Origin of the sequence: Candidatus Spongiisocius sp. (assembly GCF_965221825.1) — a bacterium.
Lineage (GTDB): Bacteria > Actinomycetota > Acidimicrobiia > Spongiisociales > Spongiisociaceae > Spongiisocius.
Map to the genome: position 1 here is coordinate 1,310,999 of NZ_OZ244917.1, position 12,704 is coordinate 1,323,702.

Below are 12,704 nucleotides of genomic sequence, written 5' to 3' on the forward strand. Positions count from 1 at the left end.
GAACCCTGAGGACACTCCATCTCAGGCTTCGGATCCCCTCAACTCGGTCACGCGAGACCAGACCGCCCCGGCAACGTCGCGCTTGGTCATCATCGCGAGGGGGGTCCGCTCTCCCTCCGCCGAGATGATGGTTACCTGGTTGGTGTCGGTGCCGAACCCGCTCCCCGGGCTGGTCACATCGTTGGCGACCACGAAGTCCACTCCGTAGGTGGTGGCCTTACGAACCGCCCGGTCCACACCGCCGGTCTCCGCCGCGAAGCCGACGACGGTCGTTCCAGGTTCCACCCGCTCAACCAGCCCGGCCAGGACGTTGGGGGTGGGCTCGAGGACTATCCGGGGAGGGCCGTCGGAGCGGGCCAGCTTGGTATCGGCCACGCCGGCGGGCCGGAAGTCGGCCACCGCGGCTGCCAGCACCGCCGCGTCGAGCGTCGAGGCCCGCGCCCAGACCTGTCGCGCCATGTCCTCCGCAGACTCGACCGGCACCACTTCGACCGAGCGAGGCATGTCCGGCGGTGTGGTGGTGGTGACCAGCACCACACCGGCCCCGCGACGGGCCGCCTCCAGGGCCAGCTCGTGGCCCATCTTGCCCGAGGACCGGTTGCCCACGTAACGCACCGGGTCGATGGCCTCCCGGGTTCCTCCGGCGGTGACCAGCACGGTCAACCCGCGCAGGGAGTCATCGAACACCCCGGCTACCGACGCCAGTATCTCCTCCGGCTCCACCATGCGGCCCATTCCCGAGTCTCCCGCCGCCAGCGCACCGGCGGCCGGGCCCACCAGGCACCGGCCATCCTCCTGGAGGAGCCGGATGTTGCGGCTGGTTGCGGGTTGCTGCCACATCTCGGTATGCATGGCGGGCGCCAGCACCACGGGTCCGTCGAAGGCGGCCACCGTGGCGGTCAGGGCATCATCTGCCAGCCCGTTGGCGATCTTGGCCACCACGCTGGCCGTGGCGGGCGCCACCACGACAGCATCAGCCCACCGGGCCAGTTCGGTGTGCGGGCTCGGTCCTGCCTGGTCGGATCCGAAGAGCGTGGTCACCACCGGATGGCCGGTGATGGCGGCCATGGTCTGCTCCCCCAGGAAGCGCAGGGCCCCGCCGGTCATGACCGTCCTGACCTGCGAGCCCGCCTCGTGCAATCGCCGGGCCAGGTAGGCCGCCTTGTACGCGGCGATGCCTCCGGAGATGCCTAGTACGAGATGCCGGCCGTGTAGCGCCGGTCTACCGATCCTCGGGTTTCTCAACGGCGGTCTCCTCTACGGAGTCATCGGAAGCCTCCGGCTCGGAGGAACCCTCCGGCGAAGCCGTGGCCCCGATTCCGGCCAGCGGGTCATCCTCGTCGAGCGGTTCAGCCTGGTAGGAGAGCAGGACGTCGAGAGTGTCGGGTTCCTGGCTCTCGGTGGTCTCCCCGGTTCCCACTTGCAACTTGTCGGCCGAGATCTCCTCAAGAGCGATGGTCAGCGGCTTGTGGCTGAGCGAATGGACCTGTGGCGGGACGTAGCGCCCGATCCCTCCGCCTAGCTGCGTGTAGTAGCTGTTGATCTGGCGAGCGCGGCGAGAAGCCAGGAGCACCAGGTTGAAACGCCCGCCGGCCTTGCCGATTACTTCTTCAATGGGTGGCTCGATCATGCTTCAGCATCGTCTTTCGGACCGGGAACGGGTGTGGCGCCGGGTGTCGGGCCTGGGTCGACAGCCGCCCGGGCACCGTGTGCCCTGGATGGCTGGCCCCTGAGTATACCGGCTATTGCCGCCACCGTGTCGTCGAGATCCACGTTGACCACCACATGGGCAAAGCGATGCCACCCCCGCTCGATCTGGGCCTCGGCCAGCTTCAGGCGGGTGGCGATCTGCGCCTCGGTCATCCCCCGACGGCCCCGCATCCTCGACTCCAGCTCGTCGAGGCTCGGTGGCATGAGGAAAATTGACAGCGCGTCCGGATAGGCCGACATCACCTGGAAGGCGCCGTTCAACTCGACATCGAGTAACACGTCCTGCCCGGTGTCGAGGTAGTTGAAAACCTCGTCGCGGAGCGTCCCGTAGCGGTTACCGGCGAACTCAGCCCACTCCATCACCCGACCTTCCTCGATCAACTCCGAGAAGGCCTCGTCATCCATGAAGTAGTACTCGACCCCGTCGGTTTCGTCCGGTCGCCTGGCACGCGTAGTGGCCGAAATGGCGAAGTGAAAGCTGTAATGGGGAGCCAGAGCCCGGATAACGGTGTTCTTTCCGACACCTGACGGCCCTGAGATGATTACCAGCCGACCGGGCCGGTGACGGGGTGCCGGTTCGTGGCTCAGCTGAACTTGGCGAGGAGGGCGCTGCGCTGCCGTGCTCCGAGACCCCGCACGCGCCGGTTCTCGGCGATGCCGAGCTCCTCCATGATCTGACCGGCCTTGACCTTCCCGGTCCTGGGCATGGAGGTAAGGACGGCACTCACTTTGATGCCGCTAACCATGGGGTCGTCGGCGGCCTGCTCGAGTAGCTCACCGAGGGACAACGACCCGTTCTTGAGCAAGCTCTTTATCTCGGCCCGCTTACGGCGCGCCATCGCCGCCTTCTCCAAAGCCCGTGCACGTTGCTCGGCGTTCAACTGCGGAGGTGCCATAAGTTCCCTTACCGTTCCTTCTCTAGCTCAACTAATTGCGGCCCGACATTATGCGCCAACCCATCCCGTACGGACCCTCGGCGCCGGACTGACTCTAGCCAGCAATCCGTTCGCCTTCACAACCCGGCGCGTTCCGGGAGCATGCGGGAGGCGGGGAGGGGTTGGCGCGCCACGCATTGACCGGTTTTCGTTGCCGGCTACCGGCCGACCAGACACTTTCCGGCACACCCCTAGGCAAGGTCGAGACCGGAGAGGATGTCGAGGGCGGCGCGGCCCGGTTCCGGCGCACCGGTAATGGCCCGGCCTATTACCAGGTAGTGGGCGCCTCGCTCCATCGCCTCAACAGGTGTCGCAGCCCTGACCTGGTCATGGGTGTCTACGCCGACCGGTCGGATGCCGGGCGTCACTCGTAGCAGTCGGGGCGCCACATCCACGATCACCCCAAGTTCCCTGACCGACGTGATCACCCCCTCACAGCCCGCCTCGCCTGCAAGCCGAGCCCGCACGGCGGCCAGCTTCCCCGGTGTAGCGGCCACCCCGGTCGCCGCCAGCGAATCCTGATCCAGGCTGGTGAGAACGGTGATAGCGAGTATCCCCGCGGCGCGGGATCCCGCACCCTCGCGCAGGCCCTCGACCGCCGCTTCCAGCATGGACCTGCCTCCGGCGGCGTGGGCAGTGACCCACCGCGCGCCGGCCTCCCCCAGATGGCGCGCAGCCGCGCGCACGGTGTTGGGAATGTCATGCAGCTTCGCGTCAGCGAACACCGGCTTTTCCAGCCGTCCGATCACCCCTATGACGGCGGGGCCGGGACCGGTCAGGAGCTCGAGCCCGACCTTGAACCCGCCCACATGGGGCGACAGTTCCCGGGCGAGGCGGGCAGCATCCTCCCCGGTCGGAACATCGAGGGCCACGAGGATCGGGTTGCGCGGTCCGGTCTCGGTGGGGTTCGGTCTATCGCCCATATTGACTCCCGCGCTCGTGGTCTGTTTGTGGAGACTCCCACCGGAGGGCGATGCCTATCAGGTCGGACAGCCGTTCCACGCTATGGGACCGGCACCATCTCGCCAGCTCGCGGTCGATGCGCCGCGCCGCCCGGGGCTCCGCGAAATGGACCGTTCCGATCCCCACCGCGCTAGCTCCCGCCATGAGGTACTCCACCACATCCGCACCGCTGGACACGCCGCCGCACCCCAGGATCGGAAGTCCGGGAATCCGGGTGGCCACCTCCATGACGGCCCGCAACGCGATCGGCTTGAGCGGCGGGCCGGAGTAGCCGCCGCTTCCCATGGCCACCCGGGGCGTCCTCGACTCGATATCGATAGCGGCACCCCAGACGGTGTTGCCGATCACGACCCAGTCGGCGCCGGCGTCCCAAACGGCTCCGGCTACCGCCACGATGTCCGAGGCATTGGGGGACAGCTTGGCGGAGACCGGGACCGAGACGGCTTGCCGTACTGCCTCGACCACCCGCGCCGACGCATCCGGATCGAGGGCGATCAGCCCGTGACCGTCGAGGTTGGGACATGACAGGTTGACCTCCACGGCTTCTACGCCGCCGTCCTCGAGTCCCCGGGCGACCGCGGCGAAGCCACCCGGGCCGTGACCTACCGCCGAGCCCCACACGGGGACGCCGACGCCGGCCAACTGGGGGCCGAACTCCGCCAGCCAGGCCTCGATGCCCGGGTTCTGGATGCCTACGGCGTTCAGCATGCCCGCACCGGCGGGCGCCAGGCGAGGGGGCGGGTTACCCACCCAGGGCTCGGGCGCCACGGACTTCGCCACCAGCGCCCCGTAGTAGTCAGGCGAAGCCACCGACACGAAATCGACCGCTGAGCCCACCGTTCCGGACGCTCCCACCAAGGGAGATCGGAGCGTCACCGGTCCCAGCGCCAAGGAGCGGTTCAGCGGTGCCAATCCTGCAGGCTCCTTACCTCGTAGACGGCCTCGGGCGAGCCTCGCAGGCTCCGGATCACCGCCTCTGCGCCCGCCACGGTGGTGACGATCGGGACCCCGCGCGAAGAGGCGGCCCGGCGCATCAGCCGACCGTCTCCCCTTGCCCGCCGGCCCTGGGGGGTGTTGATGACCATGTCGACCCGGCCTGACTCGATCTGCCATACCGTGTCATCGGGGCCTTCGCCGACTTTGGGCACGGCTTCGGCCGGTATCCCTCGGGCCTGCAGGAAGGCGGCCGTTCCGGGCGAGGCCGCCAGACGCAATCCCAGACCATGAAGGGCCTCCCCGATCCGGGCGCCGGCCGGCTTGTCGGAATCGGCAAACGAGAGGAACACCGTTCCTGCCTCAGGGATGCCGCTACCCGCCGCCATCATGGCCTTCGAGTAGGCCACCCCGGGTCCCGGACCGATCCCCATCACCTCGCCGGTCGCCCGCATCTCGGGTCCGAGAAGGGTGTCCTCCTCGGGGAACCTGTCCCAGGGCAGCACCGCTTCCTTGCACGCTACGAACCGCGATTCGCCGGGCTCCGTATACATGCCCTCCGCCACCAGGTCCTCCAGCCTGGCCCCCATCATCACCCGCGAGGCGATCTTGGCGAGCGGGATTCCCTTGGCCTTGGAGATGAACGGCACCGTCCGGGAGCCCCGTGGGTTGGCCTCCAGCAGGAAGACTTCATCCCCCTTCACCGCGTACTGGATGTTGATCAGCCCTCGGACCTCGAGCGCCCTCGCCAGATCTCCGGTGGCCTCGACGATCGTCCGGCGGGCGGCCGCGCTGAGGGTGGGAGGTGGGGTGATGCAGGCCGAGTCACCGGAGTGGACGCCGGCCTGCTCGACATGTTCCATGATGCCGCCGACCAGCAGCTCCGCTCCGTCGTATATGGCATCCACGTCGACCTCCACGGCCGCCTCGAGGAAGCGATCGATCAGGACGGGCGCCGAAGCCAGATCGAAGCCGGCCTGCTGATCCTTGCCGTACAGGTCGGCCAGGTAGTCGTCGAGCTCGTCTCCCGAATAGACCACGCGCATGGCCCGGCCGCCCAGCACGTAGGAGGGTCGCGCCAGCACCGGGAACCCGATGGAGTCCGCCACACGGGCCGCCTCGCCGGGGCTGGTGGCGGTGCCGTGCGGAGGCTGGGCAATGCCCAGCCTCCGGCACAGGGCCGAGAAGCGCTCCCGATCCTCCGCCTCGTCGATGCGATCCGGGGAGGTGCCGGCGATGGGCGCTCCGTTGGCCTCCAGACGTCCGGCCAGGTTGAGCGGGGTCTGGCCGCCCAGTTGGACCACCACCGCTACGGGGTCCTCCGCCTCGCAGATCTCCAGTACGTCCTCCACCGTCAGCGGTTCGAAGTAGAGGCGGTCGGAGGTGTCGTAATCGGTGGAGACCGTCTCGGGATTGCAGTTGACCATCACGGTCTCGTACCCGGCCTCCTTGAGGGCGAACGACGCGTGCACGCAGCAGTAGTCGAACTCGATGCCCTGGCCGATCCGGTTGGGACCGGACCCGAGGATCACGACACGGGGGCGGCCGGTCGCCTCCACCTCGCTCTCATCCTCGTAGGTGGAGTAGAAGTAGGGGGTGCGCGCCTCGAACTCGGCGGCGCAGGTGTCGACCCGCTTGTAGGTCGGCCGGATGCCGGCGGCTTGCCGGAACTCCCGGATACCGGCCTCGGACTCCCCCCAGACGTATGCCAGCTGCGCGTCCGAGAACCCCATCCGCTTGGCCTCCCGGACCAGGTCGGCCCGGGGTGCGCCCGCCGCCTCCAGCTCGGCCCTGAGCTCGTCGATCTCCGCCATCTGGTCGAGGAACCAGGGATCGATGCCGGTGGATCGGGCCAGGGATTCCACACTCCGGCCCCGGCGGATCGCCTCCCCCAGATGGAATATCCGGCCGGAACTGGGAACCGCCACCGCCTCATCCAGTGCCCGGTCGGACATGGCCCGCAAGGCCCTCTCCCCCGGATCGGCGTTGAGCCCGTACCGGCCGGTCTCCAGGCTGCGCAGCGCCTTCTGCAGGGCCTCGGGGAAGGTGCGCCCGATGGCCATGGCCTCGCCCACCGACCGCATCGACGTGCCCAGCCGGTCGGGCGCCATCGGGAACTTGGCGAAGTCGAAGCGAGGGATCTTGACCACCGTGTAGTCGAGCACCGGCTCGAAGCTGGCCGGGGTGGCGCCGGTGATGTCGTTGGCGATCTCGTCGAGGGTGTACCCGACCGCCAGGAGGGCCGCGATCTTGGCGATCGGGAATCCGGTGGCCTTGGACGCTAGGGCGGATGAGCGCGACACCCGGGGGTTCATCTCGATGATCAACCGGCGCCCGGTGGCCGGATCCACCGCGAACTGGACATTGGAGCCCCCGGTCTGCACACCGATGGCCCGGAGGCAGGTGATGGCCTCGTTCCGCATCTCCTGGTATTCCCGGTCTGACAGGGTCTGGATGGGGGCCACGGTGATCGAGTCTCCGGTGTGGACGCCCATCGGGTCCAGGTTCTCGATCGAGCAGACGATGACCGCGTTGCCGATCCGGTCGGCCATCACCTCGAGTTCGTACTCCTTCCAGCCCTCCACCGACTCTTCCACCAGGATCTCGCTCACCGGGGAGGCGCTGAGGCCCCGCCGGGCGATCTCCAGGAAGGCCTCTTCGTCCGCGGCCACGCCGGTGCCGCCACCGCCGAGGATGTATGAGGGGCGGACCATCACCGGGTAGCCGATGTCAGTGGCCGCCGCCATCGCCTCCTCCATCGATCGGGCGTAGCTGGAACGGGGCGACTCGATGCCCACCGCCGCCATCGTCTCCTTGAACAGTCCCCTGTCCTCGGCCCGTTCGATGGCGTCGAAGCCGGCGCCGATCAACTCCACGCCGAGGTCGTCTATCACGCCGGTCCGGGCGAGTTCGGCGGTCACGTTGAGCGCGGTCTGCCCGCCGAGGGTGGGGAGCAGGGCATCGGGTGACTCCCGTTCCAGGATCCGCGCCACGATCGCGGGCGTGATCGGTTCGAGGTAGGTGGCGTCGGCGAACTCGGGGTCGGTCATGATGGTGGCCGGGTTGGAGTTGACCAGGATCACCCGGTAACCCTCCGACCTCAGCACCTTGGCCGCCTGGGTTCCGGAATAGTCGAACTCGCAGGCCTGGCCGATCACGATCGGGCCGGAACCGATGACCAGGATGCTCTCGATATCAGTGCGCTTGGGCATCAGCAGTCCGCCGTTCCGAGCCCCATCAGGCCCAAGAAGTCGTCGAACACCCCCAGCGCATCGTGGGGACCGGGCGCCGCCTCCGGGTGGTACTGGACCGACATGGCGGGGATGTCCAGGCATCGCAGCCCCTCCAGTGTCCCGTCGTTGAGGTTCTGGTGGGTGGGGCGCACCTCGCCGAAGTCGCTCGTGACCCGCCGGGGCAGGAGGTCGGGACCGGCCAGACCCTTCCGCTCGGGCGCCTCCCGGCCCGCCAACGACCAGAGATCGACAGCGAACCCGTGATTCTGGGCGGTGATCTCCACCCGGCCGTCCTCCAGGCGGCGGACCGGGTGGTTGCCGCCATGGTGCCCGAAGGGAAGCTTGAAGGTCGAGGCGCCGAGGGCGAGGCCGATCACCTGGTGGCCGAGGCATATGCCGAACACCGGAACATTGCCGAGCAGCGTTCGCACCGTGTCGATGTTGTGCTCCAGTGGCTCGGGATCGCCCGGACCGTTGGTGAGGAACACGCCGGTGGGGTCGAGACCGAGAATGTCCTCGGCGGTGCAGGTTGCCGGCAGGACTTGGACTTCCAGCCCGCGAGCGGCCAACCGCCTACCTATGTCGCGTTTCATGCCGAGGTCGATGGCGACCACTCGGCCCACCGGATCACCGTCAGGATCGAACCGGTATGGCTCGGGCGTGGATACGCCGGTGGCCAGGTCCTGGCCCTCCATGCGGGGCGCCTCCGCCGCCAGCACCGCCAACTCGCCGGGTCCCACCCCGGCACCGATCGCCACCGGCATCGCCCCGCGATCCCGGAGATGGCGGGTGAGCCGCCGGGTGTCGAGGTCGGCTAGGGCCACCATCTCGTGGGTCCGCAGGTAGCCGGCGAGGGTCCCCTCGGCCCGCCAGTTGGAGTGCCGCCGGGACAGCGAGCGGACGATCAGGCCGCAGGCGGCGGGGCGGGCGGCCTGGTCGTCGTAGTCGCTGACCCCGTAGTTGCCGATGTGTGGCGAGGTCATGACCACCACCTGGCCGGCATAGGACGGATCGGACAGCACCTCCTGGTAGCCGGTCATGGAGGTGTTGAACACGGCCTCTCCCACCCGGACGCCTTCCACGCCCACCGACCGGCCCTCGAAGACCTCACCGTCAGCGGTGACCAGGAACCCGCTGCTCATCGAGGCCGTCCGGAGTCCGGAGAGGGCTCGGGTTTGTCGAGCCGGGAGGAGTCGTGGGTGAGGCGGCCATCGCTGAACGTGAACCGGACCCGGCCGGCCAGCTGCACTCCCGCGAACAGGGAGTTGGCCGACTTGGACAGGAATCGCTCGGGAGTCCACTGCTCATGCCAGTCCACAACCACCAGGTTGGCCGGGATCCCCGGTTCGATCCAGTTCCCGTGCCTCTCGAGCGAGGCAATCGTCGCCGGGGCGACCGACATCCGCTCGAACAGCAGCCCGGGATCCGGATCGAGGGCGGTGCGGACGGCCGCGAAGGCGGTCTCCAGCCCGGTCACTCCGTTGGGCGCCTCCTCGAACGGGACGTCCTTCTCGTGGGCGGCGTGCGGGGCGTGGTCGGTGGCGACCGCGTCGATCACGCCGTCGCGGAGTCCGTCACGGAGGGCCTCGACATCGGCCGGGGTGCGGAGCGGCGGATACATCTTGGCCACCGGATCCATCGACAACACCTGCTGGTCGGAGAACCATAGGTGATGCGGGGTCACCTCGGCGGTCACGTTCACCCCCCGGCTGCGGGCGGCATCGATCAGGTCCAGGGTTCCGGCACAGCTGATGTGCTGGACGTGATAGGCGGCGCCGGTCAGCTCGGCTACCGCCAGGTCACGAGCCACGATCACCGTCTCCACCAGGGCTGGGATGCCCCCCATACCCAGCAACGACGACACCCGGCCCTCGTGCATGTGCCCGCCCCTTCCCAGGCCGGGGTCCTCGGCATGCTGGGCGATCACGCCGCCCCTCGCCTGCAGGTACTCCATGGCCCGCCGCAGCAGGCCCGAGTCGGCCACCGTGACCCCATCGTCGGTGAAGACCCGCACTCCGGCGGCGAACAGGTCGTCCAGATGGGACAGCCGGAGGCCCTCCATCCCCATCGTGATACATCCGGCCGGGATCACGTCGACCAGTCCCACCTGCCGACCCCGGTCGCTGATGAAGCGGGCCAGGTGGCCCGAGTCGGTGGGCGGATCCGTGTTGGGCATGGCGACCACCGCGGTGAAACCGCCGGCGGCGGCCGCCCGTGAACCGGAGGCGATGTCCTCCTTCCATTCCTGGCCCGGCTCCCGGAGATGGGCATGGAGGTCCACGAAGCCAGGCCCTACCACCAGGCCCGAGACATCGATCACCTGCCGGCCTGCCCGGGCGCCGTCCGGGCCCTCCAGGAGGGATCCGACGGCGGCCACCCGACCGCCCTCGATGAGGACGTCGGCCCGGACCTCGCCGCGCGGGGTGAGGACGCCGCCGCCGGCCAGGAGGATCCCGCTCATCACTTGCCCCCCAGCAGGCGGAACAGTACGGCCATCCGCACCGCCACCCCGTTGGTCACCTGGTCCAGGATCAGCGACCGGGGATGACCGGCCACCATGTCGTCGATCTCCACGCCTCGGTTCATCGGCCCGGGATGGAGCACCACCGCATCGGCGGGAAGGCGGGCGAAGCGGTCGCGGGTCATGCCGTAGCGGGACACGTACTCGGGCAAGGAGGGAAACACCGAGGCCCCGCCCCTCTCGATCTGGATCCGTAACAAGTAGACGGCATCCACCTGGTCAAGCACTCCGTCGAGGTCATCGGTCGTCTCGACCGGCCAGCCTTCCCAATCCACCGGTTGGAGGGTCCGGGGCGCCACCAGAACCACCCTGGCACCCAGGGCGGTGAGGGCGAACACGTTGGATCGAGCCACACGTGAGTGGCGGATGTCACCCACGATGGCCACTCGCAGGCCGTCCAGATCCCCGAATCGCCGGCGCAGCGTGAGGGCGTCCAGCATCGCCTGGGTCGGATGCTGATGGGCGCCGTCCCCGGCGTTGATGACCTGGCAACCGGTCCATCCGGCTATCCGCCACGGAGCGCCGGTGGCCCGGTGGCGCACCACCATCAGGTCCACGCCCATCGCTTCGATGGTCAGCGCCGTGTCCTTGAGACTCTCCCCCTTGGACAGGGACGAACCGGATGCCGAGAAGCTCATCACGTCGGCCGACAGCGCCCGGGCGGCCCGCTCGAACGACAGCCGGGTGCGGGTGGAGCTCTCGAAAAACAGGTTGGCCACCAGCTTGCCCTGGAGAGCGGGGACTCTGGGGATGGGGCGCGACAGAACCTCGGTGAACTCGTCGGCCAGGTCGAGTATCTCCTCGAGATCGTTACGTGGAAGGCCTTCGGTGGTGAGGAAGTTCAACTCCGTGCCCCCTCCACCCACACGCCGTCCTCGCCCCCGTCTATCTCGCCCAGCCTCACCGAGACCCGTTCGGAGACAGAGGTGGGGAGGTTGCGCCCGACGTGGTCGGGACGTATCGGAAGCTGGCGATGTCCCCTGTCCACCAGGACCGCCAGGCGCACCACCGCGGGTCGTCCGAAGTCGTTCAGGGCGTCCAGCGCTGCCCGCACGGTGCGACCCGTGTATAGGACGTCGTCAACCAAGACCACGGTACGGTCGGTGATGTCGACCGGGAGCCGGGTTCCCGACAGTGGGGTGGTGGGCCTGGTCGACAGGTCGTCGCGGTGCAGGCCGATGTCCAGGGAACCCACCGGCACCCGGGCGCCCCTGACCTCCTCGATGGCCACAGCGATGCGGCGGGCCAGTGGTACGCCCCGGGTGTGGATCCCGACCAGCACCGGAATGACGTCCCTCGACTTCTCGATGATCTCATGGGAGATGCGGGTAAGCGATCGCCTGACGTCGGCGTCTGCCATCACCATGGGCATGAGCTACCTACGTCCTCCTCAAGGCCGCGCGTCTACCCGAACAGGTGAGGGGAACGGCACGGGAAGGCACGCTGGAGTGTCTTCGCCGCGGCTTGAGCGCCGCTTGGCGCCAACTCGGGTCTCCTTCCCGGCCTCACCGGACCGGATTAAAGGTTCGGCGCCACGCTAGCAGGATTCGAGCGCCCCGAATTCCGAGTTCCCCCGTTCGTCACGCCCCGCACGAACACAGTTACCGGTTCGAAGGGATCGCCCGGAGTTCCCCACGCACCGGACGGTTCGCAAGCGAGAGGGCGGGATCGGTCGACTAAACCCCCCGGTTCGTGTCACACCCGCGCTTTACGATGTTGGATAACCGTAAATACCAGTGGTCCGGCCCGGACGTCGGCCGGACCATGCGAGGAACAGACCGTCGAGCAGTCCCGCCCGGGACAGGACGGGACGCGCTCGACACCAAGGTGGTGGCGGCAGGCGGAGGGCCCGGCGGGCGAAGCCCACCCGCCGCGATTTTCGCGTTCTTTGCGGTGCCGGCGGTTGGGGCACGACGGGATCAGCCGGACTGGCCGACCCACCACTACCGCGTCGCACGAGCAAGACCGTTGAGCAAGGACCCGGTATAGAGGTCGGGCATGCGACCGGTCTCAATCCTCCGGCCGCACCTGCCCGGCGAGGGTGGAGAGCATACCGTTGACGAAGGCGCCGCTCTTTTTCGTCGAGAATCTCTTGGCCAACTCGACCGCCTCGTTCAGCACCACCCCCGTCGGGGTTGACTCGTGCGCAAGCTCGTACAGAGCGAGACGCAGGATGGCCCGATCCACCACCGGCATCCGGTGGAGGGGCCAGCGCTCCGAGGCCGCAGCTATCCGCCGGTCGAGATCACGTTGATGGGTTCTGACACCCGCCGCGTAGCGCTTCGCCTTGCCGGTAAGCCGGGCGGTCGGGTCTACATCACTCCGGAGGTCAGCCTGGTAGAGAGCAGCCAGCGCCTCGGCCCGCGGGTCGCGGGCGGCCTTGGAAGCACGCTCGACCATCTCCCGGCG

12 protein-coding genes are annotated in these 12,704 nt (G+C 68.5%); all 12 read right to left on the reverse strand.

What is annotated here, in order from left to right:
* Nucleotides 1-21 precede the first annotated feature (21 nt).
* The 12 genes from coaBC to nusB all read right to left on the reverse strand — a co-directional run bounded on the left by coaBC (nt 22) and on the right by nusB (nt 12,695).
* Nucleotides 22-1,245 (reverse strand): bifunctional phosphopantothenoylcysteine decarboxylase/phosphopantothenate--cysteine ligase CoaBC, encoded by a 1,224-nt coding sequence (gene coaBC, locus ACOQPD_RS06135; RefSeq protein WP_420614012.1) that lies wholly within the window; start codon nt 1,243-1,245, stop codon nt 22-24.
* Complete coding sequence (gene rpoZ / locus ACOQPD_RS06140) at nt 1,223-1,630, reverse strand: DNA-directed RNA polymerase subunit omega (RefSeq protein ID WP_420614013.1); 408 nt, start codon at nt 1,628-1,630, stop codon at nt 1,223-1,225. Before rpoZ ends, coaBC begins: the two co-directional genes overlap by 23 nt.
* Complete coding sequence (gmk, locus tag ACOQPD_RS06145) at nt 1,627-2,298, reverse strand: guanylate kinase (protein ID WP_420614358.1); 672 nt, start codon at nt 2,296-2,298, stop codon at nt 1,627-1,629. Before gmk ends, rpoZ begins: the two co-directional genes overlap by 4 nt.
* Nucleotides 2,295-2,606, reverse strand: coding sequence for an integration host factor, actinobacterial type (mihF, locus tag ACOQPD_RS06150; RefSeq protein ID WP_420614014.1), 312 nt, complete (start codon nt 2,604-2,606; stop codon nt 2,295-2,297). Before mihF ends, gmk begins: the two co-directional genes overlap by 4 nt.
* Nucleotides 2,607-2,836: 230 nt before the next feature.
* On the reverse strand, nt 2,837-3,568 hold the full coding sequence (gene pyrF, locus ACOQPD_RS06155) for an orotidine-5'-phosphate decarboxylase (RefSeq protein WP_420614015.1): 732 nt from the start codon (nt 3,566-3,568) through the stop codon (nt 2,837-2,839).
* Nucleotides 3,558-4,520 carry a dihydroorotate dehydrogenase gene (locus ACOQPD_RS06160; protein WP_420614016.1) on the reverse strand — a complete coding sequence of 321 codons (963 nt, stop codon included), beginning with the start codon at nt 4,518-4,520 and terminating at the stop codon, nt 3,558-3,560. The genes pyrF and ACOQPD_RS06160 overlap by 11 nt, the downstream gene beginning before the upstream one ends.
* A complete protein-coding gene (carB, locus tag ACOQPD_RS06165) occupies nt 4,508-7,753 on the reverse strand; it encodes a carbamoyl-phosphate synthase large subunit (RefSeq protein WP_420614017.1) in 3,246 nt (1,081 codons plus the stop codon). Before carB ends, ACOQPD_RS06160 begins: the two co-directional genes overlap by 13 nt.
* Nucleotides 7,753-8,916 carry a glutamine-hydrolyzing carbamoyl-phosphate synthase small subunit gene (gene carA, locus ACOQPD_RS06170; RefSeq protein ID WP_420614018.1) on the reverse strand — a complete coding sequence of 388 codons (1,164 nt, stop codon included), beginning with the start codon at nt 8,914-8,916 and terminating at the stop codon, nt 7,753-7,755. The genes carB and carA overlap by 1 nt, the downstream gene beginning before the upstream one ends.
* A complete protein-coding gene (locus ACOQPD_RS06175; RefSeq protein ID WP_420614019.1) occupies nt 8,913-10,235 on the reverse strand; it encodes a dihydroorotase in 1,323 nt (440 codons plus the stop codon). The genes carA and ACOQPD_RS06175 overlap by 4 nt, the downstream gene beginning before the upstream one ends.
* A complete protein-coding gene (locus tag ACOQPD_RS06180; protein WP_420614020.1) occupies nt 10,235-11,140 on the reverse strand; it encodes an aspartate carbamoyltransferase catalytic subunit in 906 nt (301 codons plus the stop codon). The genes ACOQPD_RS06175 and ACOQPD_RS06180 overlap by 1 nt, the downstream gene beginning before the upstream one ends.
* A complete protein-coding gene (gene pyrR, locus ACOQPD_RS06185; protein WP_420614021.1) occupies nt 11,137-11,667 on the reverse strand; it encodes a bifunctional pyr operon transcriptional regulator/uracil phosphoribosyltransferase PyrR in 531 nt (176 codons plus the stop codon). The genes ACOQPD_RS06180 and pyrR overlap by 4 nt, the downstream gene beginning before the upstream one ends.
* Nucleotides 11,668-12,305: 638 nt before the next feature.
* Nucleotides 12,306-12,695: a transcription antitermination factor NusB gene (gene nusB, locus ACOQPD_RS06190; protein ID WP_420614022.1), complete on the reverse strand. Its 390-nt coding sequence runs from the start codon at nt 12,693-12,695 to the stop codon at nt 12,306-12,308.
* Nucleotides 12,696-12,704 lie beyond the last annotated feature (9 nt).

Excerpts from the sequence above, each read along its gene's own strand:
- rpoZ (WP_420614013.1), bottom strand. The coding sequence starts at position 1,630 with ATGATCGAGCCACCCATTGAAGAAGTAATCGGCAAGGCCGGCGGGCGT.
- mihF (WP_420614014.1), bottom strand. The coding sequence starts at position 2,606 with ATGGCACCTCCGCAGTTGAACGCCGAGCAACGTGCACGGGCTTTGGAG.
- pyrF (WP_420614015.1), bottom strand. The coding sequence starts at position 3,568 with ATGGGCGATAGACCGAACCCCACCGAGACCGGACCGCGCAACCCGATC.
- carB (WP_420614017.1), bottom strand. The coding sequence starts at position 7,753 with ATGCCCAAGCGCACTGATATCGAGAGCATCCTGGTCATCGGTTCCGGC.
- carA (WP_420614018.1), bottom strand. The coding sequence starts at position 8,916 with ATGAGCAGCGGGTTCCTGGTCACCGCTGACGGTGAGGTCTTCGAGGGC.
- ACOQPD_RS06175 (WP_420614019.1), bottom strand. The coding sequence starts at position 10,235 with ATGAGCGGGATCCTCCTGGCCGGCGGCGGCGTCCTCACCCCGCGCGGC.
- pyrR (WP_420614021.1), bottom strand. The coding sequence starts at position 11,667 with ATGCCCATGGTGATGGCAGACGCCGACGTCAGGCGATCGCTTACCCGC.
- nusB (WP_420614022.1), bottom strand. The coding sequence starts at position 12,695 with ATGGTCGAGCGTGCTTCCAAGGCCGCCCGCGACCCGCGGGCCGAGGCG.